We start from the raw sequence: 21,379 nt of genomic DNA, 5'->3' as shown, positions 1-21,379 counted from the left end.
TGGCTGACCGTCCGGCACGCCCCCACCCGCGAGGAGCACACCACCGATGACCGCCGCCGAAGTCAGCCCCGGCATGGGCGCCGTCCCCCACGGTGACGGCACCACGTTCCGGGTCTGGGCCCCCAACGCCGACGCCGTCCACGTGACCGGGACCTTCGACGACTGGTCCGGGACGGCGCACCCGCTCACCCACGAGTCGGACGGCTACTGGGCCGCAGAGGTGGCGGAGGCCGGGCCGGGGGATGAGTACAAGTTCCGGCTGCAGGTCGGTGACAGCACGCTCGACCGGGTCGACCCGTACGCCCGCATGGTGACCAGCTCGGTCGGCAACGGCATCATCTACGACGACGGGGCATTCGACTGGGAGGGCGACGACTTCTCCTGCCCGCCGCACCACGAGCTGGTCATCTACGAGACCCACATCGGGTCCTTCGTCGGCGGCCCGGGCGGGCCGGGCAACCTGGAGCTGGCGGCGGGAAAGCTGGACTACCTGCGCGACCTCGGCGTGAACGCCATCGAGCTGATGCCGCTCATGGAGTTCGCCGGCGACCTCTCCTGGGGCTACAACCCGGCGCACATCTTCGCCGTGGAGTCCGGCTACGGCGGCCCGGACGCGCTCAAGGCGTTCGTCAAGGAGGCCCACCGGCACGGGATCGCGGTCATCCTCGACGTCGTCTACAACCACTTCGGGCCCAGCGACCTGGACCTGTGGCGCTTCGACGGGTGGGGCGAGGGCGACGGCGGCGGCATCTACTTCTACAACGACCACAGGGCGCAGACCCCGTGGGGTGCCACCCGCCCCGACTACGGGCGTCCCCAGGTGCGTCAATTCATCCACGACAACGCGTTGATGTGGCTGCGCCGCTACCACATCGACGGCTTGCGCTTCGATATGACGCCCTACATGCGCAGCGTCGACGCCACCGGGATGGACATCCCCGAGGGGTGGGACCTGATGCGCCAGATCGCGCTCGCCGTGCGCGAGGAGTTCCCCGGCGCGATCATGATCGCCGAGGATCTGCACGGTGAGCCGGCCGTCACCTCCACGGGGCCGGGCGGGGCGGCCTTCCACGCCCAGTGGGACAACCAGTTCGTCCATCCCGTCCGCGAGGTGCTCACGGCTGGGGACGACGCGCACCGGTCGATGAAGACGCTGCTGGCGGCGGTCAGCTATGAGTACGCCCACCCCTTCGACCGGGTTATCTACACCGAGTCCCACGACGAGGTCGCCAACGGCAAGGCCCGGGTCCCGCACGAGGTGGACGGCGCGAACCCGTCCGGCTGGCAGGCGCAGAAACTGGCCACCCTCGGCGCGGCCGTGGTGCTCACCTCCCCGGGGATCCCGATGGTCTTCCAGGGGCAGGAGTTCCTGGAGGACGAGTGGTTCCGCGACGACGTGCCGCTCGACTGGCCCCGGGCCGAGGGCTTCCGCGACGTGGTCCGGATGTTCAGCGACCTGATCCACCTGCGCCGCAACCACGCCGGCGACAGTGCGGGACTCGGCGGACGGCATACCCGGTTGTTGCACCTGGACAACACGGCGAAGGTCGGGGCGTGGCTGCGCACCGACGGCGAGGGCCAGGACGTGGTCGTGGTGCTGAACGCCAGCCAGGAGGCACGCTCCGGGCACCTCATCGGGATGCCCGGCGACGGCACCTGGCGGTTGCGCTTCAACTCCGACGCCCGCACCTACAGCGCCCTGTTCGGCGACCACGCCTCGGGTGACCTCGCTGCCGAGGCGGGGGAGTACGACGGGCTGCCCGCGCATGCGCGCGTCGACGTCGGCCCCTACAGCCTGGTCATCTACACCCGCTGACCCCTCGCCCGGCCGCTGTCACGGGGCAGCGAGCACGAACCAGGCGCCGGCGAGGCTGAGCGCGACGACCAGCAGCAGGAGCAGCAGCGGCGGCAGCGGGTCCGCGACGCCGCGGTCCTCCTGGATGCCGAGCACGTCGCGGTGGGTGCGGTAGCGCTGTGTCAGCGCCACGCAGACGGCGGCCAGCAGGGTCAGCAGCGGCAGGAGCAGCAGCCCCGGCCCGTAGTGCGGCAGCCAGCGCAGGAAGACCGCGCTCACCGTGACCATGGCCAGCCAGGTGCGGCTCCAGGCCAGGCTGGTGCGCTCCGGCTGCAGCCCCGGGTCGAGAGCCGCCGCCGTGTGGGTCGGCGGCGGCGCCGGAGGGCGCGGCACCCACGGGGGGACGGTCATCGGGTGGCGATGAAGTAGATAACGACCAACGCCCCCACGGCCCCACCGATCCCGAGCACCGGCGCGATGAGCGGCAGCGGGCAGTGGCGCCCGGTGCCGGATGGCCCGCTCGACGCCGATCCACCGCAGGAACGCCCCGCCGCTCACGAACATCCCCAGGCCGATCAGCAGCAGTGCGACCGCCTTGCGGACCGGCACCTCGAAGAGGTCGACGGCGAAGGCCTCGATCGCGATCCCCCCGGCCAGCAGCGCCATCGCGGTGCGGATCCAGGCCAGGAAGGTGCGCTCGTTGGCGAGGGTGAACCGGGGGTCGGGCTCCTCCCCGCCCGGCAGCAGGGTGCGGGCCAGCCAGCGCCGGTCGGGGTCCAGCGCCTCCCGGGAGACGGGGGCCCCGGCGGCGGAGTCCGTCCCGGGTGGCTGCTCGTGCTGCGTCACGACCCCACCGTAGCCCCGCCCGCCGTGCTCGGGGAGGATGGTGGCATGGCCAGCGCATACGCCCCCGACCCGACCCGCTACGACGCGATGCCCTACCGGCGGACGGGCCGCAGCGGCCTGGACCTGCCGGCGGTCAGCCTGGGGTTGTGGCACAACTTCGGCGACGACGTCCCGTTCGACCGGCAGGAGGCGGTGCTGCGGCGCGCCTTCGACCTGGGGGTGACGCACTTCGACCTGGCCAACAACTACGGCCCGCCCTACGGCGCCGCGGAGGAGAACTTCGGTCGCCACCTGCGGCGCAGTTTCGCCGGGCTGCGTGACGAGCTGGTGATCTCGAGCAAGGCGGGGTGGGACATGTGGCCCGGCCCCTACGGCCAGGTCGGGGGGTCCCGCAAGTACCTGGTGGCGAGCCTGGACCAGTCGCTGACCCGGATGGGGCTGGACTACGTCGACATCTTCTACCACCACCGGCCCGACCCCTCGACGCCGCTGGAGGAGACGATGGGTGCGCTGCACTCCATCGTGCAGTCCGGCAAGGCGCTCTACGTGGGCATCTCCTCCTACGACCCGCAGGACACCGCCCGCGCGGCCGGGTTGCTGGCCGACCTGGGCACCCCGCTGCTGATCCACCAGCCGTCCTACTCGATGCTGAACCGCTGGGTCGAGCAGGAGGGACTGCTGGACACCCTCGAGGACGTCGGCGCCGGCTGCATCGCGTTCTCACCGCTCGCGCAGGGGATGCTCACCGACCGCTACCTCGACGGGGTCCCCGAGGACTCGCGGGCGGCCCAGGGCAAGTCGCTGTCGCCGGACTTCCTGACCGAGGAGGCGCTGGGCTACGTCCGGGCGCTGCACGAGATCGCGGTCGGGCGCGGCCAGAGCCTGGCCCAGATGGCGCTGTCCTGGGCGCTGCGCGACGACCGGGTCACCTCGGTCCTGGTGGGCGCCAGCAGCGTGCGCCAGCTGGAGCAGAACGTCGCCGCGACGGAGAACCTGTCGTTCTCCGCCGAGGAGCTGGCCACCATCGACCGGTATGCCGTGGACGCCGGCATCGACCTGTGGCAGGGAGCCCGCACCGGGGAGTGACACCCGCGCACGGTGGTGGGCTGGGGGCTGGCGTGGCCCGCTCAGGGCACGACGAACCGGGCCTCTCCGGTGCTGACGTCCGGATCGGGCGGCCCCTCGTCACGGGCCCCCGTCCGCTCCGCGCCGATGCCGGCGACCACGACGAAGCCGATCCCCAGGACCGGCCACCACCCGGGCTGCTGGTGCAGCACGACCAGGCCCAGCAGCAGGGCGATCGCCGGCTCCAGGCTCATCAGCGTGCCGAAGGCGGCCGTGGTGAGCCGGCGCAGGGCGGACAGCTCGAGGGCGAACGGGACGACGGGCAGCAGGACGGCCAGCCCGAGCCCCAGGAGCGCGTTCTCCCAGGACATGGTCGGCAGCGCGATGTGGCCGACCAGCGCGGTCGCGGTCAGCGCCGCCACCGGCATCGAGATGGCCAGTCCGTCCACCCCGGAGAGGGCGTCGCCGACCCGTTGCGTGAGCAGGATGTAGAGCGCCCAGCACACCGCGGCGCCCAGCGCGCACGCGACGCCCAGCCCGTCGATGCGTCCGTGCCAGGGCTCGGTGAGCAGCAGCACCCCCACGCCGGCCAACACCGGCCAGAGCAACGCCCGACGGTCCCGGCTGCGGGCGACCGCCACCCCGAGCGGCCCGAGGAACTCCAGGGCGCTGGCGGTGCCGAGCGGCAGCCGCTCCACGGCATACATGAACAGCAGCGTGACCCCCGCCGTCACCACCCCGAGGGCGACGCAGGTAACAGGTGCCGGCGCGCCATGAGCCAGGGGCGGGGCCGGGCGACCAGCACGAAGATGACCGCGGCCCAGGTCAGCCGCACCCAGCCGGCTCCCTCGGGACCCATCCGGTCGAAGAGCAGCACGGCGACGGCCAGTCCGAGCTGTACGCCGGTCATCGAGGCCACGGCCATCGCCGTGCCCGCACGGGCCGCTGACCTGCTCCCGCCCGCGAGTGGACCGGTGCTCACCAGGCGGACTGTAGACCCCGGGGAGGCGCCCTGGGGGTGCGGGGGTCAGCTCCCGATTCCGCCCGCGACCCCCCGGGGACAGGGCTCGGTGCGGGTATCCTGGGACATGGCGTACCGGGTCCTCGCCGACGTGGCGATGGTGGTGCACCTGGCGTTTCTGCTCTTCGTGGCGCTGGGCGGATACCTCGCGCTGTGGTGGCACCCCGGAGTCCTCTGGTGGCACCTGCCCGCGGTCGCCTGGGGGTTCTCGACCGCGCTGATGGGATGGGGCTGCCCGCTCACCGCGCTGGAGAACTGGGCCAGGGTCCAGGCCGGGCGGGAGCAGCTCGTGGCCGGCGGGTTCATCGAGCACTATCTGACGGATGTGGTGTACCCGGGGCAGTATCTCCGGCTGCTCCAGGCGCTGGTCCTCCTCCTGGTGGTGACCTCCTGGGCCTGCCTGTGGTGGCGGGCCGCCCGCTCCGGTCAGCGCTCGGTGGCGCTGGGCTGACGGCGGGAGGCGGCGCGCTCGGCCAGGTCGATGCCGAGCGACATGGCCGCGGTCAGCAGGCCCACGGTCAGGCGCGGGTGCCCGTTCGTGCGGGCAGCCCACCGCTCGAGGCCGCGCTGTGCCCGCAGCCCTGCCTCGCTGACCCCGGCGGTGGCGGCGAAGACCCCGACCCCCAGGGCCGCGGCCGCCACCGGGCCCATCGGCGGTTCGGAGGCGGCGGAACCCCCCGCCGGCCCGTCCGTGTCGGTGTCGGTGCGCAGGTGGCCACGGGCCACGAGCGCGGCCGCCCCGCCCGCGCCGGCACCGAGGAGCAGCCCCAGGCGCCGCATCGCCGTCGGGTGGCGGTCGACGCTGAGCGCGGCACCGGCCACACCGGTCGCGGCGGCCCTGGCGAGAATCCCGCTGGTCAGCAGTGGTGCTGTCGTGCGGTCGTCCGTCATGGATCCCCTGTCGTCGTGCCCGGTGGCGGGACGACCCACGTGCCCGCCCGGAGCACCGACGTTACCTGCAGCGCATCGTCGAGACAGACCAGGTCGGCCCGACGGCCCTCCGCCAGGACGCCGACATCGCCGAGCCCGAGGGTGCGGCCGGGCACGGCCGTCGCCGCCGTGAGGGCGTCGGCGAGGGGTATGCCGGCACGCACCGCGGTGCGCACGGCACCTGCCATCGTGAGCGTGCTGCCGGCGATCGCGCCGGTGGCGGCGACCCGGGCGGTGCCGTCGCGGACCTCGACGTCCACCCCACCCAGCAGGTAGTCGCCGTCCTGCGCCGCTGCCGCGGCCATCGCGTCGGTCACCAGGGCGAAGCCCCCGCGGGCGCTGCGGGCGGCCATGGCCAGCACAGCGGGGTGGATGTGCACCCCGTCGGCGATGAGCTCCACGACCACCCGGTCGTCACCGAGCAGGGCGGGCACGGGGCCGGGCGCCCGGTGGTGCACGGGGCGCATCGCGTTGAACAGGTGGGTGGCCACGGACGCGCCGGCCTCCACGGCCCGGGCGGCATCGTCCTCGTCCGCGTCGGTGTGGCCGATCGCGACGACGACCCCGGCCCCGGACAGGTGACGCACGGCGTCCAGGCCCCCGGGGAGTTCCGGGGCGAGGGTCACCATCCGCACGGCTCCCGGTGCGTCGGTGTCCCCGGTGCTGGCCGGGCGGCTCCGCCCGGCCGGCACGGAGCAGCCGGTCGATCCCCTCGGGGGTCGGGGTGCACAGTGCCGCGGTGTCGTGCGCCCCGCTGTGCGACGGGCTCAGCCACGGGCCTTCCAGGTGGATGCCGGCGATGTCTCCCGCGGCATACAGCTCCGTCAGGCGTTTCACCTGCCCGGCGAGGGTGTCGATGTCGGCCGAGACCAGGCTGAGCAGCGTGGTCGTCGTGCCCTCCTGCTGGTGCGCACCGAGGGCCGCCCGGACGTCGTCGAGGTTGCCGGCGTCGTAGGAGTGACCGCCGCCGCCGTGGCAGTGCAGGTCCACGAACCCGGGAGAGAGCACCGGCACCGTGAGGTCGGCCCCTGCCGGCGGCGCGCCGGTCCCGGTGGCGACGATCCGGTCGCCGTCCGTGCGGAGCCAGCCGGCGCCGAGGGCCCCGTCGGCCTGCAGCATCCGGTGGGCAGCGACGAGCACGGTCACCGGACCTTCGCCAGGGACCGTTGGAGCGGCGCGTAGTGGTCGACCACGGCGGTCCGGTAGGCGTCGACGTCCCCCGCGCGTGCCGCGGTCAGCATGTCGCCGTGGGCCTTCGCAGTGAGCGCGATGTCGCCGGGCAGGGCCAGGCCCAGGCGCGGCAGGACCGTGGTGTGGATATCCCAGAAGGCCGCGACGAGCTGGCCCGCGAGCCCGTTGTCGACGGTGTCGAGCAGCGTGGTGTGGAAGGCGCGGTCGGCGTCCAGGAAGGTGTTGCCCTGCGCAGCCTGGTCGACCATCTGCCCGACGAGCGACTCCAGCTCGGGCTGCTCGCTGCCGGAGACGGCGGCCACGACCTTCTCGGCCATCGCCAGGTCGAGTGCCTGGCGGATCTCGACCACCTCGCGCAGCGCCTGCAACTGGTCCCCGGGGGAGAGCACCCCGCGGAACACCAGCGCCTGCACCATCGGGTCCAAGGACATCCGGCCAACGAAGGTGCCGTGCCCGTGCACCACCTCGACGATGTCGAGGGTGGCCAGCGACCGGATCGCCTCCCGCACCGAGGACCGGGAGACGTCGAGCTGCTCGCAGAGCTCGGCCTCCGTAGGCAACGGGTCGCCGGTGTGCAGGCCCTGGGTGAGGATGAGCTCCTTGATCTGGTCGGCGGTGGTCGAGCGACGCATCCGCTCCGAGCGCCTGGTCACCGGGCGCCGCGCCGTCGTGTCGCGAGTCATCTGTCCATCCTCGGTGTCGTCCCTTGCCGTCGTCCCGTGCTGTCCGCCGTGCGTCACCCGTGTGCCCGCGGTGAGTCACCCGTATTGTGCCGGACGGCGTCTGTGTTTATAGTACGTCAGACATCAGACAACGACGTGGATGGAGTGCCATGTACGGAACCACCTCTCAGCGCCGCCCGCGGCGCACTCGCACCATGGTCGCCGCGATCGCGTCGGCCGCACTCCTGCTCACCGCCTGTTCCGGAGGTGGCAGTGACGACGCCGACGACGACTCCGAGGAGGCCGGCGCCACCGCCGAGCCGCCCGCCGAGGGCGAGTACGACGAGAACGCCATCATCGAGGCGGGTATCTCCTACCCGCTCGGCGGCAGCTTCGACCCGGTCCTGGCCTCCGGCGCCGTGACCGTCGCCGCGAACTGGCACATCTTCGAGGGCCTCACCGAGATGGACCCGGTGACCCGCGAGGTCTACCCCGCCCTGGGCGTGGACCTGCCGACCCAGGTCGACGACACGACATACGAGGTCGACATCCGCCCGGACGCGACGTTCCACAACGGTGAGCCGGTCACCGTCGAGGACGTCGTGTTCAGCTTCGAGCGCACCACGGACCCGGAGGAGAGCGGCTTCTTCGCCGGCTTCGTGGACTTCATCGACACCGCCGAGGCGGTCGACGAGGACACCGTCCGGATCACCACCGACTACCCGTTCTCGCTGGTGAACGAGCGCCTCGAGCGTGGTCAAGATCGTCCCGCAGGCCGCTCGTCGAGGCGGACCCCGAGGACTTCGGCGCCAACCCGATCGGCACCGGCCCCTACCAGTTGATGTCCGCCGTCCCGGACGACAAGCTCGTCTTCGAGAAGTTCGAGGACTACAACGGGCCGCGCCCGGCCCTGGCCGCCGGGATGAACTGGAACCTGCTGTCCGACCCCGCCGCCCGCGGCGACCGCGATGACTTCCGGCACCATCCACGCGATGGAGGACGTGCCCTACATCGACGTCGACGGCCTGAGCAACCAGGTGCACGTGGAGAGCGTCGCAGTCCTTCGGCCTGCTCTTCATGATGTTCAACACCGAGCTGGAGCCGTTCGACGACGTCCGCGTCCGTCAGGCGTTCTTCTACGCCCTGGACATGGACACCATCATCGGCACCGGGCTGCTCGGCAACGCCGAGCCGGCCACGTCGCTTCCTGCCGGAGAACCACCCGAACTACAACCCGGCGGCCACGCAGTCTACACCTACGACCCGGAGAAGGCTCAAGGAGCTGCTGGCCGAGGCCGGCGTCGAGGACCTCTCGCATCAACCTGATGACCACCGACACCGGCTGGGTGCAGGAGATCGCGCCGCTGTTCAAGGAGTCCTTCGACGCGGTCGGGATCAACACCACCCTGGACATCGGCCAGTCCGCCGGCCCAGTACGCCAAGGTCGACTCCGGCGAGCTCGAGGTGATGATCGCCCCGGGTGACCCGTCGGTCTTCGGCAACGACGCCGACCTGCTGATGCGCTGGTGGTACGACGACGGCGTGTGGCCGAACGACCGCTACCGCTGGGCGGACACCCCCGAGTTCGGCGCAGATCACCGAGCTCCTCGACGCCGCGGTGCGCCAGGAGGGCGACGAGCAGCAGTCCACCTGGAACGAGGTCTACGACCTGATGAGCGAGCAGGTCCCGCTCTACCCGCTGTTCCACCGGCAGCTGCCGACCGCGTGGGACGACGAGGCACTGACCGGGTTCAACCCGGTGCCCACGACGGGGACTGTACTTCCTCAACGTCGGCGTCGCCAACGGCTGACCCTGCCACCCGTGACGGCGGGGCCTGTCTCGGGCCCCGCCGTCACCGGGCAGGTCCACCCTGCCCCCACCACCCCCGAAAGCGAGGTCCACCAGTGTCGAACGTGCTCCGGCTGATCGGGACCCGGATCCTGCAGCTGCCGCTGATGATCCTGGGCATCACCCTGTTGGTTTTCGTCGTGATGTCCTTCTCCAAGGTGGACCCCGCCCTCAACGCGCTCGGCGAGAACGCACCCCTGGAGCAGCGGGAGGCCTACCGGGAGGCGCACGGCCTGAACGACCCGCTGCTGGTGCGCTACCTCGGCTTCCTCGGTGGCCTGCTCCGCGGTGACCTGGGCACCTACTCGGCGCGGCAGCTGCCCGTCATGGACGAGGTGACCAGGGCCTTCCCGATCACCCTCCAGCTGACCTTCCTCGGGCTGCTCGTGGCCGTCGTGGGCGCGGTCGTGCTGGGCGTGGTCGCCGCCGTGTACCGCGACCGCTGGCCGGACCAGGCGATCCGTTTGGTGTCCATCGCCGCGCTCTCCACCCCGTCGTTCTGGTTGGCGATGTTGCTGATCCAGTCGGTCACCCTCGGGCTCGGCGTTCTGCCGGCGTCCGGTGCGCTCCCCGGCCCCACCGAGGACTTCGGTGGCTGGTTGAGTCGGATGGCGCTGCCGGCGTTCGCGCTGGCCGTGCCGGTCATCGGGCAGCTGTCCCGGGTGGTGCGCACCGCCGTCGTGGAGGAACTCGACCGGGACTACGTGCGGACCGCCGTCGGCGCCGGGGTGCCGCGCGTCGTCGTGGTGGCACGCAACGTGCTGCGCAACGCCCTGATCACCCCCGTCACGGTGCTCGGCCTGCGGGTGGGCTACCTGTTGGGCGGCGCCGTCATCATCGAGATCATCTTCGCGCTGCCCGGGATGGGCACGCTCATCCTCAACGGGATCACCAACAACGAGCCGAACCTGGTGCAGGGCGTGACGCTCACCGTGGCCCTGGCCTTCGTGGTGATCAACATCGTGGTGGACCTCCTGTACGTCCTCATCAACCCCCGGATCAGGTCGGTGTGACATGCGACGTGGACTGACCCAGCGACTCTCCGTCCCCGGACTCCGCCTCGGCGGGCTGCCCCCGACCTCCTGGATCGCGGTCGGATTCGTGCTGCTCGTGGCGCTCGTGGCCGTCTTCGCCCCGCTCGTCTCCGCCTACGATCCGCTGGCCTCCGGGCCCCCGGTGCAGGCCCCCAGCGCCGAGCACTGGTTCGGCACCGACCGGCAGGGCCGCGACATCTTCGCCCGGATGGCCTACGGCGCGCGCTACTCCCTCGTCATCGGGCTGGCCGCCACCGGCATCGCGCTGGCCGTCGCCGCCGTGCTCGGCTCGATCGCGGCGACCGCCCCCCGCTGGCTGTCCGAGGCGCTGATGCGCGTGCTGGACGTGGTCATGTCCTTCCCCGGCATCGCCCTCGCCGCCGTGTTCGTCTCGGTGTTCGGCCGGTCGCTGCCGGTGCTGGTGCTCACCATCGCCTTCCTCTACGTGCCCCAGCTGACCCGCGTGGTCCGCGCCAACGTGCTGGACCAGTACGGCGAGGACTACGTCGCGGCCACCCGCGTCATGGGCGCCTCCACCCCGCGGATCATCGCCAAGCACGTGGCCCGCAACTGTCTGGCGCCGATCCTGGTCTTCGCCACCGTGCTGGTGGCCGACGCGATCATCTTCGAGGCCTCCCTGTCCTTCATCCAGGCCGGCGTCCCCGACCCCGAGCCCTCCTGGGGCAACATCATCGCCGCGGGCCGCAACCTGGTGATGGGCGGCTTCTGGTGGGCCACCTTCTTCCCCGGTCTGGCGATCATGCTCACCGTCCTCGCGCTGAACATCCTGTCCGAGGGGATGACCGACGCGATGGTGTCCCCGCGTCAGCGCAGGGTCAGCGACGACGCGGCCGGCGCGGACGAGGCGACCCACGACCTGGAGGCCGCGCAGGCGCCGCTGACGGCCGACGCCGACCCGGTGGCGGTCGCCGCCGGGCTGGACGTCGCGGACACGGCGGACGAGGACGGTGCGCACCTGGTGGCCGGAGAGGCCGCGGAGGTGTCCGACCTGGCCGACGTCGAGGTGGAGCCCGCGCTGCAGGCCACGACTACGGTCGTCCCGCTGGAGCAGCGGCTCACCGAGCTGCGGGTCCGCGAGCTGGAGCGCCGGGACCGTCTGGTGCACGACGGCGGGGGCTCCCCCCTGCTGGAGGTCAAGGACCTCAGCATCTCCTTCCCCCGGCACGGCGACGTCCGGGTCGTCGACAACGTCAACTTCACGGTGCGCCCCTCCGAGACGATGGCGCTGGTCGGGGAGTCCGGCTGCGGCAAGTCGATCACCTCGCTGGCGATCATGGGTCTGCTGGACCCGCGGGCGACCATCAGCGGCGAGATCCTGTTCGACGGCAAGGACCTGCTCACCATGTCGCCCGGGCAGCGCAACGCGCTGCGCGGCAACGACCTGGCGATGATCTACCAGGACGCGCTGTCCTCGCTGAACCCGGCGATGCTGATCCGCAGCCAGCTCAAGCAGCTCACGTCGCGCGGGGGGACCCGCTCGGCCGAGGACCTGCTGGAGCTGGTGGGGCTGGACCCGGTGCGGACCCTGGCCTCCTACCCGCACGAGCTGTCCGGCGGTCAGCGCCAACGCGTGCTCATCGCCATGGCGCTGACCCGGGATCCCCGCCTGGTGATCGCCGACGAGCCGACCACGGCACTGGACGTGACCGTCCAGGCCCAGGTGATCGACCTGCTCAACCGGCTGCGCGACGAGCTCGGCTTCGCAATGCTCTTCGTCTCGCACGACCTCGCCCTGGTCGCCGAGCTCGCCCACCGGATCACGGTGATGTATGCCGGGCAGGTGGTCGAGCAGGGCCGCACCTCCGAGCTGCTGACCCAGCCGGTGCACGAGTACACCCGGGGCCTGCTGGGCGCCGTGCTGTCCATCGAGTCGGGATCCGACCGGTTGCACCAGGTGCCGGGCACGGTCCCCTCGCCCCGCGACTTCCCCGAGGGCGACCGGTTCGCCCCGCGGTCGGCCGACCCCGAGCGGCACCGGGGCGTCCGCCCGGTCCGCCGGCAGATCGAGGGCACCGAGCACTTCTACAACGGCCACCCGGACGACGATCCGGTCCGCCCGATCGGAGCGGCACGATGAGCACCGACACCCTGCGCCAGGAGCCCGTCGTCGAGCTGCGCGACGTCCACGTCAGGTTCACCTCCCGCAGTTCCTCGCTGTTCCGCAGGAAGTACGTGACGGCCATGGACGGGGTCTCGCTGGCGGTGCGCCGCGGGCAGACGATCGGCATCGTGGGCGAGTCCGGGTCCGGCAAGTCGACGACGGCCAAGGTGCTGATCGGGCTCGAGCAGCCGACGAGCGGCGAGGTGGTCTTCGCCGGCGAGCCGGTCACCCGGTTCACCCCCGCCGTCGCGCAAGCGGCTGGGCCGGGTGCTGTCGGTGGTCTTCCAGGACCCCGCCACCGCGCTCAACGCCCGGATGCTGATCCGCGACGCGCTCATCGACCCGCTGGAGATCCACGGCATCGGCACCCGCGCCGAGCGGGAGGCGCGGGTGAAGAACCTGATCGCGATGGTCGGCCTGCCCTCGTCCGCCCTCGACGCCCTGCCGGGCCAGCTCTCCGGCGGTCAGCGGCAGCGCGTGGCGATCGCCCGGGCGCTGGTCCTCGACCCGCAGATCATCGTCGCCGACGAGCCGACCTCGGCCCTGGACGTCTCCGTGAGGGCCCAGATCCTCAACCTGCTCACCGACCTCAAGAACGAGCTCGATCTGGGCATGGTCTTCATCTCGCACGACATCCAGACCGTCCGCTACGTCAGTGACGAGATCGCGGTGATGAACCAGCGGCCGCATCGTCGAGTACGGCACGGCCCAGCAGATCTTCGACGACCCGTCGGACGACTACACCCGCTCCCTGCTGGGTGCGGCCCCCTCCCTCCTGGCGCCGGACGGCGCCGGCCAGACCCGATGACCGGAGAACCCACCATGACCCGAACCGAGGGCGTCCCCGCGCCGACCGCCCCCACCTTCACCGGTGTCGTGCCGCCGGTGGCGACGCCGTTCACGCCCGGCGGTGAGGTCGACCACCCCTCGCTCGAGCGACTGGTGGACCACCTGGTCGGGAGCGGGGTGCACGGCCTCTTCGCGCTCGGATCGACCGGCGAGACGGCCTACCTGACCGAGCGGGAGCGGGTGGAGGTCTGCTCCACGATCGTCGTCCGCCTGCGGCGGGCGCGTGCCGATCATCGCCGGCGCCATGGAGCTGACCGCGGGGCGGGTGTCGGAGACCGCGCGGGCGCTCGCCGGGACCGGGGTGCAGGCCGTGGTCTGCACGGCACCGGTCTATGCGATCAACTCCCCGGACGAGACGGCCGACCACTTCCGCCGGATCGCGGCCGCGCTGGACGTGCCGCTGTGGGCCTACGACGTGCCCGTGCGGGTGCACTCCAAGCTGTCGGGGGACCTGCTCGTCGGGCTGGGCACCGAGGGCGTCATCGCCGGGGTCAAGGACTCCTCCGGAGACGACGTCGGATTCCGCCGCCTCCTGGCGCTGAACACCGCGGCGGGCCATCCCCTCCAGGTGTTCACCGGGCACGAGGTGGTCGTGGACGCCATGCTCTACGTCGGGGCCGACGGGGTCGTGCCGGGGCTGGGCAACGTCGACGCCGCCGGGTACGTCCGGCTCTGGGACGCTGCCACGGCCGGGGACTGGGAGACGGCGCGCAAGGAGCAGGAGCGGCTCAACCGGCTGTTCGAGATCGTCTTCGTGCCGCAGGGCCGCAGCGGCGACGCCGCGGGGGTCGGGGCCTTCAAGGCCGCCATGGCCGCCCAGGGTCTGATCGAGACGGCGACGATGGCCCACCCCGTCCGGGCCCTCGAGGGCGCTCCCGTCGAGCAGATCCGCACCGTCCTCGCCGACGTGGGGTTGACTGTCGGGTGATGACTGCCGACCTCGTGCTGGCCGTCGACATCGGCGGCACGAAGACCGCGGCCGCGCTCGTGGATGCCCGGGGCGTATGCGGACCGGTGCGCACCGCGCCCACCCCGGCCCGGGAGGGGCCCACCCGGGTGGTGGCGACGGTGGTCGCGCTCGTCCGCGAGGTGCTCTCCGCCGCCGGGATTGCCGCCGGGATCGCTGCTGGTGCGGCCGCCGGTGCGGCGTCCCAGCGGGCCGCCGTCAGGGCGGTGGGGGTGGGGACGGCCGGCGTCGTCGACGTCTCCCGGGGCGCGATCGTCTCGGCGACCGACACCTTCGCGGACTGGCCGGGCACACTCCTGGCGGACCTCCTCGGGGCAGGCCCTGACCCCCGTGATCGGGTCTCAGGCGCCGGTCCACGTGCAGAACGACGTCGACGCCCACGCCCTCGGGGAGTTCCGGCACGGCGCCGCCCGGGGCAGTCGCAGCGCGCTGGTCGTCGCCGTCGGGACCGGCGTGGGAGCCAGCGTGATCCTCGACGGCGCCGTGCTGCGTGGCTCCCGGCACGTCGCCGGCGAGCTCGGGCACGTGCCCGTCGGGGCCGCCGCGCACCTGCGCTGCCCCTGTGGACGACCCGGGCACCTCGAGGCGATCGGATCCGGGGTGGGGCTGCACCGGCACTACCTGTCCCTGGCCGGTGATCCGCAGGTGGCCGATGCGGTCGCGGTCGTCGCGCTGGCCCGCGACGGCGACCCCCTGGCCTCTCGCGCGGTCGCCGACTCGGCGGCCGCAGTGGGGAGGGCTGTCGCGGGGGCGGTGACCGTGCTGGACCCCGAGGTGGTCGTGGTCACCGGCGGGCTGGCGGGTGCCGGTGCGGTGTGGTGGGCTCCGATGGAGAGCGCGATGCGGGCCGAGCTGATCGACGTCCTGGCGGACCTGCCGGTCCTGGCCGGGACCCTCGGTGGGGCGGCCCCCCTCGTGGGAGCAGCGGAGTCGGCGCGCGAGGTGTCGGCCCGGGGCGCAGTGTCGGCCCCGCACGTGCAGAGCGAGCAGCGAGGAGCATCCGATGGCATCGGCGACTGAACAGATCAGGGGGCGGCTCGTCGTCTCCTGCCAGGCCTACCCGGGGGAGGCCATGCGTGACCCCGACACGATGCGCCGGGTGGCGCAGGCCGCCGTGGTCGGCGGCGCCGCAGCGCTCCGGTTGCAGGGGATCGAGGACATCCGGCAGACCGTCGCCGCGGTCGACGTGCCGGTCGTGGGCCTGTGGAAGGACGGCTCGGAGGGGGTCTTCATCACCCCAACGCTGGAGCATGCGCGGGCGGTGGCGCGGGCCGGTGCCGGCATTGTCGCCCTGGACGGGACCCGGCGTCCGCGCCCGGACGGACGCACCCTCGCCGAGACGATCGCCGGCCTGCGGGCCGAGCATGACGTCCTCGTCATGGCGGACTGCGGCTCGCTGGAGGACGCCGTGGCCGCGGAGGACGCGGGTGCCGACCTGCTGGGCACCACCCTGGCCGGCTACAGCGGGGAACGGCCGAAGACGGACGGACCGGACCTCGAGCTGATCGCGCAGATCGCGGCCCGGTGCGCTCTGCCGGTGGTGGCCGAGGGACGGTTCCACACCCCCGAGCACGCCGCGGCCGGGTTGGCCGCGGGGGCCCACAGCGTCTGCGTCGGCACCGCGATCACCCACCCGAGCACCATCACCAGCTGGTTCGTCGCCGCCATGGGGGAGCGCTCTGCAGACGACGCCCGCGGCGCAGCGCCCCGGGAAGGAGGCCGCTGATGGAGGTCGTCGTCACCGACGCATGGCGGATCGCCGACCTGGTGGCCGACGCCATCGAGCGTCTCCTGGCGAGCACGCCGGACGCGGTGCTCGGCCTGGCCACGGGCTCGAGCCCGCTCGCCGTCTACGACGAGCTGGCGCGGCGCCACGAGACCGGCCGGATCTCCTTCGCCCGGGCCCGCGGCTTCACCCTGGACGAGTATGTCGGGCTACCCCCGGGACACCCCGCGAGTTACCGGAGCGTGATCGAGGAGGAGTTGGTCTCCCGCGTTGACTTCGCGCCGGGTGCCGTCGCCGGCCCCGACGGCCAGGCGACGGACATCCCCGCCGCGTGCACGGCATACGAACGGGCGATCGCCGCCGCGGGCGGTGTCGACCTGCAGATCCTGGGGATCGGCACCGACGGGCACGTCGCGTTCAACGAGCCGGGCTCCTCGCTGGCCTCACGGACCCGGATCAAGACGCTCACCGAGCAGACCAGGACGGACAACGCACGGTTCTTCGGCGGGGACGTCGACGCCGTGCCCCGGCACTGCCTCACCCAGGGGCTGGGCACCATCATGGAGGCGCGCCACCTGGTGCTCATCGCGACCGGTGTCGGCAAGGCCGAGGCGGTGCACCACCTGGTCGAGGGATCGGTGAGCGCGATGTGGCCCGCCACGGTGCTGCAGTTCCACCCGCACACCACGGTCCTGCTCGACGACGCCGCGGCCTCCCGGCTGCGCCTGGCCGACTACTACCGGCAGACCTGGGCCGGGAAGCCGGACTGGCAGGGCATCTAACCCCACCCGGCCCCACCCGCCCCACCCGCCCCCGCCCCCTGCGACCGGACGGGTGGCCTGGCGGTCCCACCCGTGACCGGACGGGTGATCTGGCGGTGCTGGGAGGTGACCGGACGCGTGATCTGGCGATCGAGACACGGACAGGCTGCCCGTCATGGGTCGGTGACCTCGAGGATGCCGTGGGCACCGCGCTCGGCGTCGATCATCAGGTGGGACACCACGGGGTAGTGCCCGGCCTCGGGGAGGGTGAGCTCGACGAAGCCACCCTGGGCGGGAAACAACCCCAACACCTGGCTCCCGCCGTCGGACGTCGCGCCGACTGACGGCCCCACGTCGGGCCCTGTGCCGTCCCGCAGCCGGTAGGACCCCTCGAGGTAGACGGTGTCGAACTGCCCGCCGACGACGTGGAAGCTGCTCGGACGGTTCGGACCGGCGTCCAGCACCCAGATCCGGACCCGTTCGCCGACGGTGGCTGTCAGCGGCTCCTGGTCGTACTGGAAGGCGATCCCGTTGAAGGACACCGCATCGGCGACCTCCGCAACGACCTTGTCCGGGTCGACGTCGGTCGCCTCCTCCGGCGTCGTGGCCAACGTGTCCAGATAGGTCTCGGACTGCACGAGCAGGTAGCTGCGGTCGACCGGGGCCAGGTCGTCGGGCTCGATGACCACCGCCCCGAACATCCCCGCCGCGATGTGGCTGGACATCGGCATCGTGGAGCAGTGGTACATCCAGATCCCGGCGCGGCCCGCGGTGAAGGTGTACTCCAGCGACTCGCCGGGCGCGATGGTGCGCATCGGTTCGTCCGGGGCGAGCGCGCCCGCGTGGAAGTCGATCGAGTGCCCCATCGTGCCGTCGTTGACCAGGGTGATCTCGAAGGTGTCGCCCACCCGTCCGTGCAGCGTCGGTCCCGGCACCTGACCGTTGAACGTCCAGCGCCGCTGCCAGACGCCCGGCGCGACCTCCAGCTCGACCTCCCGGGCGGTGAGCGTCAGCCGGTGCACCCGGTCCTCGCCCAGCGGCGGCAGGACGGGGTCCACCGCGGAGGTGACCGTGGCGTCGGGGTCGGGGACGATCCCGTATGCCGTGGGGCCGGCCTGCACGTCCCCGCCGGCTTCCCCGGTGGCCCCGTGATCGGCGTGCGCCCCGTCCCCGTCCGAGCCGTCCGAGCTGGCTGCGTCGCCGACCACGTCGACGGAGAAGACCATCCCCATCTGCCGGTGGCCGATGATGGTGCACCAGCCCTCCAGCGAGGTCCCGACCACCCCGAGGTCGAGGGTGGCGGTGTCACCGTGGGAGAGCCGGGGGGTGGTCTGCCCGCCGAGCGTGAGGTCGTGCACGTTGGACGGGTCGTCGTTCACGAGTTCCACGACGAGCCGGTCACCGGCGGGGACCTCGACCCGGTCGGGCACGAACCGCATGTCCTGTGCCGAGATCTGGACCGTGGTGGTCTGGCCGGTCGGCTCGACCCCGGCTGCGGCACCGCCCGCCGGGCCGCCTCCCGAGGTCGAGCCGAGACCGGCCGCGGCAGGGTCGAACCCGACCCCGAGTGCCACCATGACGGCTACCGCCGACAGAGCGGCCACGAGCTGCCCGGCGGACCAGACCGACGGACGCTCCACGGGGCCGCGCGGACCACGCGCGGGGGCCGGGCCCTCCTGGGCCACGGCCCGCTTGGCCCGCACGCTGGCGGCGGCGCCAGCCAGCATCAGCGGGATGAACGCGGCCAGGGCCACCAGCACCAGGGCGGAGACGGTCACCCGGACCGCGCTGGGGACCGGGAGCAGGCAGAGCGGCAGCCCCAGGTTGATCACGACCAGCCGGGCGGTGCCCCAGCGGTCGAACCACCGCTGGCCGGCGCGGACCACCGACGGCCCGCCACCCAGCACCGAGGGGATCAGGTAGGACAGCGCCCCCGGCAGCAACTGGGCCGCGAAGCCGACCACCAGGACCGCGGTGATCGGACCGAAGCCGGTGGTCAGCTCGGTCCAGTCGGCACTGGTCAGGGTCGCCCCGGCGAGCCAGCCGATGCCGACCACCCACCACACCAGTGCCGCCCCGACCGAGGCGGTCGCGAACTCCCGCGGGGGCCGGGTCCTGGCCGGCCGGACCAGGGCCCGGCCCCAGACGACCAGCCCCACGGCATACAGGACGAGGCCGGCAGCCGAGGCGACCCGGACGTCCAGGAGGGCGCCGCCGGTCAGCACCACGAGTGCCGTCACCAGGACCGGGAGGGCCCGGGTGGCCTGGTGCTCGGCCCGGTCGTCCATCCGGGTGCGGAGCATCGTCGGCCACAGCGTGACCAGGGTGCCGGTGACGGTCAGGCCGATCCAGCCCAGCACGTTAAGCATCGTGTGGGCCAGCAGGAAGCGGCCGTGCCACTCCGCCGACGGGCCGCGGGCCAGCAGGACGCCGAACAGGATGCCCACGGGGAGGCAGGCGGCGGAGCAGAGGTAGTAGCGGATGGTCACCCGGAACCTGCCGGGCAGGGCCGCCCGGAGGCGGCGCCAGAGCTGTATGCCGTGGATGGTCACCGCGGCGGTGACCAGGACGGCGCCGGTCACGGTCACCGGCCACCAGCCCGTGGGTACGCCAACCAGGACGGTCGCCACCCCGACGAGCAGGAGGACCAGGCGCTGGGACTGGCGGCGCCGGTCGTCCAGCCCCGGCGGCGTCTTCAGCAGGGCCTGGGCGAAGTGGTGGGTCCAGACCATGATCGAGTGGGTGAGTGCGCCGAGGAGCACCAGGTGGACCATCAGCCAGCGCGACTCGGGCACGAACGGGTGCACCAGGGCGATGACCACGGCGGCCAGCAGCCAGACGATCGCGGTCCGGTCGCGCAGGGCCCAGGTGCCCCGGCTCGGTGCGGGTCCAGGGGCCTGCGTGGAGGTGCTGGGACGGACCGGGATCATGCGGTCACCACCAGGGTGAGGGCGGTGCCGGCCAGGGCCAGGATGGCCAGAACCGTGACCACCGACCCGGCCTGCCAGACCACGCCCTGGGCGGTGACGCCGACCACCCGCACGACCATGCCGGCGTGCAGCAGCACCAGCGGGGCCCAGAGGACGGGGCGGTAGGGCAGCCGCACGCTGAGCACGGCGGGCAGGATCACCGGGGCGTGGGCCAGCACCATCGACATCGCGAAGCCCAGGAAGGTGCCGTGCACCACGACGTCGTAGGCGGGGACCGTGACCGGGGCCCCGACGGCGACCCAGACCAGGCCGGCCAGGCCGAGCCAGGCATACCCGGACAGTAGTGCCGCCGCGGAGAAGCGGGGCAGCCCCGTGCTGCGGACGAGTTTGCGGGCCACGTCGATCCGGGCGAGCCAGCACACCAGCGCCACCAGGGCCAGGCCGAACAGGCGACCGCCCCACACCGGCCAGACGAGGGTCGCCAGCACCGCCACGACCAGGGCGGTGGACAGTGCCAGCAGCACCCGCGGGGCGTGGGCAGGGACGGCGATGCGGGCCAGCTCGACCCGTTCCGCCGCGATGGTCAGCACCACGAAGGCAGCCAGCCAGGGGACGAGGTCGGCGACCTCGAGCCGCAGCCACAACCCCGCGGCGCAGGCCGCGACGACGGCGCCGAGGAGCTGGACCAGGACGGTGGTCTCACCCGAGCGGCGCCAGAGGGCGGCGTACACCGCCACCAGGACCAGCGCGCCGTTGAGCAGGAACACCTGGCCGACGACCGGGTGCAGCGGCGTCAGCAGGGTGAGGCCGCCGGCACCGAGCAGCGCGGGGGCCAGGTAGCCCCAGGGCTGCCGCAGTGCCACCGCCCGCTCCAGGGCGATGACGGTGCCCAAGAAGCCGAGCACCATCAGCACCCCGTGCAGCCCGGGCAGTGCGCCGCGTTCGACCGGCGCCGGCAGGCCCAGCAGGAGCAGTGCGGCGTCCAGCCCGGCCAGGAGACAGCCCGCCCCCAGGGCGAGCAGGAACAGTCGGACCGGTCGGCTCACGAGGGGGGCTCACCCGCCGTCGCGTGGGCGTGGGGGTGAGCGTCGTGTTGGTGCGGATGGGCGTGGTCGTGCGGGTGGTCGTGGTCGTGCGGGTGGTCGTGATCGTGGGAGTGGGCGTCGTCCGGGTGGCCACCGTCAGCAGACTCGCCACCGGCCTCGGGCGTCTGCTCGTCGACGCGTTCCCAGTCGGGGCCGTCGAGGGCGATGGCCGAGGCCGGGAACAGGCCGTTGTCCTCGCGGTCGATGTGCACCCGCAGGGTGTGGATGAACTCGTCGAGCAGGTCGTATTCCCCGGCCTTGAGCCGGGCCAGCTGCTCATCGAGTGTGTCGTGCTCGGCGCAGAGCGAGTCGATGTGCTCGGTGAACTCCTCCTGCTCGCGCATCACCGCGAACAGGCCGACCTCCTCGGCGTGGGTGTGCGGGTTGAGCAGCCCGGCCAGCACGTCCGCGGCCTCCTCCACGGCGCGGTGGTCCGCCGTGGCCACGGCCCGACGGAGATCACCCGAGGCGTTGATGATGTCGACGTGCTCGCGCATGAACCGCCCCACCACCGAGATCGACTCGCACCCGCAGTACGAACACATG

Annotated in this window: 23 protein-coding genes and 4 pseudogenes; 17 read left to right on the top strand and 10 right to left on the bottom strand. The window is 72.7% G+C overall.

Annotated features, from left to right (window positions below; translation table 11 throughout):
• Window positions 1-46: 46 nt before the first annotated feature.
• Window positions 47-1,816 (top strand): alpha-amylase family glycosyl hydrolase, encoded by a 1,770-nt coding sequence (locus tag AC1QRC_RS02055; protein WP_484205199.1) that lies wholly within the window; start codon window positions 47-49, stop codon window positions 1,814-1,816.
• Between the two features lie 18 nt (window positions 1,817-1,834).
• Here AC1QRC_RS02055 and AC1QRC_RS02050 read toward each other — a convergent pair.
• Window positions 1,835-2,128, bottom strand: a pseudogene (locus AC1QRC_RS02050) (DUF202 domain-containing protein); the annotation flags it as partial.
• A gap of 74 nt (window positions 2,129-2,202) precedes the next feature.
• Window positions 2,203-2,641: pseudogene (locus tag AC1QRC_RS02045) on the bottom strand (YidH family protein).
• Between the two features lie 45 nt (window positions 2,642-2,686).
• Between AC1QRC_RS02045 and mgrA the strand changes: the two are divergent.
• On the top strand, window positions 2,687-3,727 hold the full coding sequence (gene mgrA / locus AC1QRC_RS02040) for an L-glyceraldehyde 3-phosphate reductase (RefSeq protein WP_484205198.1): 1,041 nt from the start codon (window positions 2,687-2,689) through the stop codon (window positions 3,725-3,727).
• Window positions 3,728-3,768: 41 nt separating this feature from the next.
• On the opposite strand, the gene AC1QRC_RS02035 is transcribed toward mgrA, so the two are convergent.
• Both AC1QRC_RS02035 and AC1QRC_RS02030 read right to left on the bottom strand, forming a co-directional pair.
• On the bottom strand, window positions 3,769-4,440 hold the full coding sequence (locus AC1QRC_RS02035; RefSeq protein WP_484205197.1) for an EamA family transporter: 672 nt from the start codon (window positions 4,438-4,440) through the stop codon (window positions 3,769-3,771).
• Window positions 4,437-4,688 carry a hypothetical protein gene (locus AC1QRC_RS02030; RefSeq protein WP_484205196.1) on the bottom strand — a complete coding sequence of 84 codons (252 nt, stop codon included), beginning with the start codon at window positions 4,686-4,688 and terminating at the stop codon, window positions 4,437-4,439. The genes AC1QRC_RS02035 and AC1QRC_RS02030 overlap by 4 nt, the downstream gene beginning before the upstream one ends.
• 106 nt (window positions 4,689-4,794) lie before the next feature.
• On the opposite strand from AC1QRC_RS02030, the gene AC1QRC_RS02025 reads away from it, so the two are divergent.
• A complete protein-coding gene (locus AC1QRC_RS02025; protein WP_484205195.1) occupies window positions 4,795-5,178 on the top strand; it encodes a DUF2784 domain-containing protein in 384 nt (127 codons plus the stop codon).
• Here the strand turns inward: AC1QRC_RS02025 and AC1QRC_RS02020 are convergent.
• Window positions 5,154-5,618 (bottom strand): hypothetical protein, encoded by a 465-nt coding sequence (locus AC1QRC_RS02020; RefSeq protein WP_484205194.1) that lies wholly within the window; start codon window positions 5,616-5,618, stop codon window positions 5,154-5,156. The two genes, AC1QRC_RS02025 and AC1QRC_RS02020, sit on opposite strands and share 25 nt — an antisense overlap.
• Entirely contained in the window at window positions 5,615-6,286 is a 672-nt protein-coding gene (locus AC1QRC_RS02015) for an amidohydrolase family protein (protein WP_484205193.1), read from the bottom strand. Before AC1QRC_RS02015 ends, AC1QRC_RS02020 begins: the two co-directional genes overlap by 4 nt.
• Before the next feature lie 22 nt (window positions 6,287-6,308).
• Between AC1QRC_RS02015 and AC1QRC_RS02010 the strand changes: the two genes are divergently transcribed.
• Window positions 6,309-6,839, top strand: coding sequence for a hypothetical protein (locus AC1QRC_RS02010; protein WP_484205192.1), 531 nt, complete (start codon window positions 6,309-6,311; stop codon window positions 6,837-6,839).
• Here AC1QRC_RS02010 and AC1QRC_RS02005 read toward each other — a convergent pair.
• Complete coding sequence (locus AC1QRC_RS02005) at window positions 6,800-7,531, bottom strand: FadR/GntR family transcriptional regulator (RefSeq protein ID WP_484205191.1); 732 nt, start codon at window positions 7,529-7,531, stop codon at window positions 6,800-6,802. The two genes, AC1QRC_RS02010 and AC1QRC_RS02005, sit on opposite strands and share 40 nt — an antisense overlap.
• 194 nt (window positions 7,532-7,725) lie before the next feature.
• Between AC1QRC_RS02005 and AC1QRC_RS02000 the strand changes: the two genes are divergently transcribed.
• The 13 genes and pseudogenes from AC1QRC_RS02000 to nagB all read left to right on the top strand — a co-directional run bounded on the left by AC1QRC_RS02000 (window position 7,726) and on the right by nagB (window position 16,839).
• Window positions 7,726-8,352: an ABC transporter substrate-binding protein gene (locus tag AC1QRC_RS02000; RefSeq protein ID WP_484205190.1), complete on the top strand. Its 627-nt coding sequence runs from the start codon at window positions 7,726-7,728 to the stop codon at window positions 8,350-8,352.
• Window positions 8,352-8,591: a hypothetical protein gene (locus AC1QRC_RS01995; RefSeq protein ID WP_484205189.1), complete on the top strand. Its 240-nt coding sequence runs from the start codon at window positions 8,352-8,354 to the stop codon at window positions 8,589-8,591. The genes AC1QRC_RS02000 and AC1QRC_RS01995 overlap by 1 nt, the downstream gene beginning before the upstream one ends.
• Window positions 8,588-8,836, top strand: a complete 249-nt coding sequence (locus AC1QRC_RS01990; RefSeq protein WP_484205188.1) for an ABC transporter substrate-binding protein — start codon at window positions 8,588-8,590, stop codon at window positions 8,834-8,836. The genes AC1QRC_RS01995 and AC1QRC_RS01990 overlap by 4 nt, the downstream gene beginning before the upstream one ends.
• Window positions 8,836-8,994, top strand: coding sequence for a hypothetical protein (locus AC1QRC_RS01985; RefSeq protein ID WP_484205187.1), 159 nt, complete (start codon window positions 8,836-8,838; stop codon window positions 8,992-8,994). The genes AC1QRC_RS01990 and AC1QRC_RS01985 overlap by 1 nt, the downstream gene beginning before the upstream one ends.
• A gap of 134 nt (window positions 8,995-9,128) precedes the next feature.
• On the top strand, window positions 9,129-9,437 hold the full coding sequence (locus AC1QRC_RS01980) for a hypothetical protein (RefSeq protein WP_484205186.1): 309 nt from the start codon (window positions 9,129-9,131) through the stop codon (window positions 9,435-9,437).
• Window positions 9,416-10,372, top strand: a complete 957-nt coding sequence (locus AC1QRC_RS01975) for an ABC transporter permease (protein WP_484205185.1) — start codon at window positions 9,416-9,418, stop codon at window positions 10,370-10,372. The genes AC1QRC_RS01980 and AC1QRC_RS01975 overlap by 22 nt, the downstream gene beginning before the upstream one ends.
• A gap of 1 nt (window position 10,373) precedes the next feature.
• Window positions 10,374-12,491 carry a dipeptide/oligopeptide/nickel ABC transporter permease/ATP-binding protein gene (locus tag AC1QRC_RS01970; RefSeq protein ID WP_484205184.1) on the top strand — a complete coding sequence of 706 codons (2,118 nt, stop codon included), beginning with the start codon at window positions 10,374-10,376 and terminating at the stop codon, window positions 12,489-12,491.
• Window positions 12,488-12,688, top strand: a pseudogene (locus AC1QRC_RS01965) (ATP-binding cassette domain-containing protein); the annotation flags it as partial. The gene AC1QRC_RS01970 and the pseudogene AC1QRC_RS01965, both read left to right, overlap by 4 nt.
• Window positions 12,689-12,782: 94 nt before the next feature.
• Window positions 12,783-13,508, top strand: a pseudogene (locus tag AC1QRC_RS01960) (dihydrodipicolinate synthase family protein); the annotation flags it as partial.
• A gap of 79 nt (window positions 13,509-13,587) precedes the next feature.
• Window positions 13,588-14,292, top strand: coding sequence for a dihydrodipicolinate synthase family protein (locus tag AC1QRC_RS01955; RefSeq protein ID WP_484205183.1), 705 nt, complete (start codon window positions 13,588-13,590; stop codon window positions 14,290-14,292).
• A gap of 369 nt (window positions 14,293-14,661) precedes the next feature.
• Complete coding sequence (locus tag AC1QRC_RS01950) at window positions 14,662-15,351, top strand: ROK family protein (protein ID WP_484205182.1); 690 nt, start codon at window positions 14,662-14,664, stop codon at window positions 15,349-15,351.
• Window positions 15,335-16,057, top strand: a complete 723-nt coding sequence (locus AC1QRC_RS01945; protein WP_484205181.1) for an N-acetylmannosamine-6-phosphate 2-epimerase — start codon at window positions 15,335-15,337, stop codon at window positions 16,055-16,057. Before AC1QRC_RS01950 ends, AC1QRC_RS01945 begins: the two co-directional genes overlap by 17 nt.
• On the top strand, window positions 16,057-16,839 hold the full coding sequence (nagB, locus tag AC1QRC_RS01940) for a glucosamine-6-phosphate deaminase (protein WP_484205180.1): 783 nt from the start codon (window positions 16,057-16,059) through the stop codon (window positions 16,837-16,839). Before AC1QRC_RS01945 ends, nagB begins: the two co-directional genes overlap by 1 nt.
• A gap of 152 nt (window positions 16,840-16,991) precedes the next feature.
• Here nagB and AC1QRC_RS01935 read toward each other — a convergent pair whose 3' ends face one another.
• From AC1QRC_RS01935 to AC1QRC_RS01925, 3 genes are read right to left on the bottom strand one after another with little or no spacing between them, the layout of a single operon-like run.
• The gene (locus AC1QRC_RS01935) at window positions 16,992-19,748 is read right to left on the bottom strand and encodes a multicopper oxidase domain-containing protein (protein ID WP_484205179.1); all 2,757 of its coding nucleotides are present in this window, start codon (window positions 19,746-19,748) and stop codon (window positions 16,992-16,994) included.
• A complete protein-coding gene (locus tag AC1QRC_RS01930; RefSeq protein WP_484205178.1) occupies window positions 19,745-20,794 on the bottom strand; it encodes a hypothetical protein in 1,050 nt (349 codons plus the stop codon). Before AC1QRC_RS01930 ends, AC1QRC_RS01935 begins: the two co-directional genes overlap by 4 nt.
• A complete protein-coding gene (locus AC1QRC_RS01925) occupies window positions 20,791-21,378 on the bottom strand; it encodes a hemerythrin domain-containing protein (RefSeq protein ID WP_484205177.1) in 588 nt (195 codons plus the stop codon). Before AC1QRC_RS01925 ends, AC1QRC_RS01930 begins: the two co-directional genes overlap by 4 nt.
• Window position 21,379 lies beyond the last annotated feature (1 nt).

Source organism: Ornithinicoccus sp., assembly GCF_057176825.1.
The sequence above is the reverse complement of the archived record's forward strand: the minus strand, read 5'-3'. Positions and strand labels throughout refer to the sequence as shown.

What these genes read in the sequence shown, in the direction of transcription:
- AC1QRC_RS02015 (WP_484205193.1), bottom strand. Translation starts at nt 6,286, where the DNA reads ATGGTGACCCTCGCCCCGGAACTCCCCGGGGGCCTGGACGCCGTGCGT.
- AC1QRC_RS01945 (WP_484205181.1), top strand. Translation starts at nt 15,335, where the DNA reads ATGGCATCGGCGACTGAACAGATCAGGGGGCGGCTCGTCGTCTCCTGC.
- AC1QRC_RS02020 (WP_484205194.1), bottom strand. Translation starts at nt 5,618, where the DNA reads ATGACGGACGACCGCACGACAGCACCACTGCTGACCAGCGGGATTCTC.
- AC1QRC_RS02000 (WP_484205190.1), top strand. Translation starts at nt 7,726, where the DNA reads ATGGTCGCCGCGATCGCGTCGGCCGCACTCCTGCTCACCGCCTGTTCC.
- AC1QRC_RS01935 (WP_484205179.1), bottom strand. Translation starts at nt 19,748, where the DNA reads ATGATCCCGGTCCGTCCCAGCACCTCCACGCAGGCCCCTGGACCCGCA.
- AC1QRC_RS01925 (WP_484205177.1), bottom strand. Translation starts at nt 21,378, where the DNA reads ATGTGTTCGTACTGCGGGTGCGAGTCGATCTCGGTGGTGGGGCGGTTC.
- AC1QRC_RS01990 (WP_484205188.1), top strand. Translation starts at nt 8,588, where the DNA reads ATGATGTTCAACACCGAGCTGGAGCCGTTCGACGACGTCCGCGTCCGT.
- nagB (WP_484205180.1), top strand. Translation starts at nt 16,057, where the DNA reads ATGGAGGTCGTCGTCACCGACGCATGGCGGATCGCCGACCTGGTGGCC.
- AC1QRC_RS01995 (WP_484205189.1), top strand. Translation starts at nt 8,352, where the DNA reads ATGTCCGCCGTCCCGGACGACAAGCTCGTCTTCGAGAAGTTCGAGGAC.
- mgrA (WP_484205198.1), top strand. Translation starts at nt 2,687, where the DNA reads ATGGCCAGCGCATACGCCCCCGACCCGACCCGCTACGACGCGATGCCC.
- AC1QRC_RS01970 (WP_484205184.1), top strand. Translation starts at nt 10,374, where the DNA reads ATGCGACGTGGACTGACCCAGCGACTCTCCGTCCCCGGACTCCGCCTC.
- AC1QRC_RS02005 (WP_484205191.1), bottom strand. Translation starts at nt 7,531, where the DNA reads ATGACTCGCGACACGACGGCGCGGCGCCCGGTGACCAGGCGCTCGGAG.
- AC1QRC_RS01985 (WP_484205187.1), top strand. Translation starts at nt 8,836, where the DNA reads ATGACCACCGACACCGGCTGGGTGCAGGAGATCGCGCCGCTGTTCAAG.
- AC1QRC_RS02025 (WP_484205195.1), top strand. Translation starts at nt 4,795, where the DNA reads ATGGCGTACCGGGTCCTCGCCGACGTGGCGATGGTGGTGCACCTGGCG.
- AC1QRC_RS02055 (WP_484205199.1), top strand. Translation starts at nt 47, where the DNA reads ATGACCGCCGCCGAAGTCAGCCCCGGCATGGGCGCCGTCCCCCACGGT.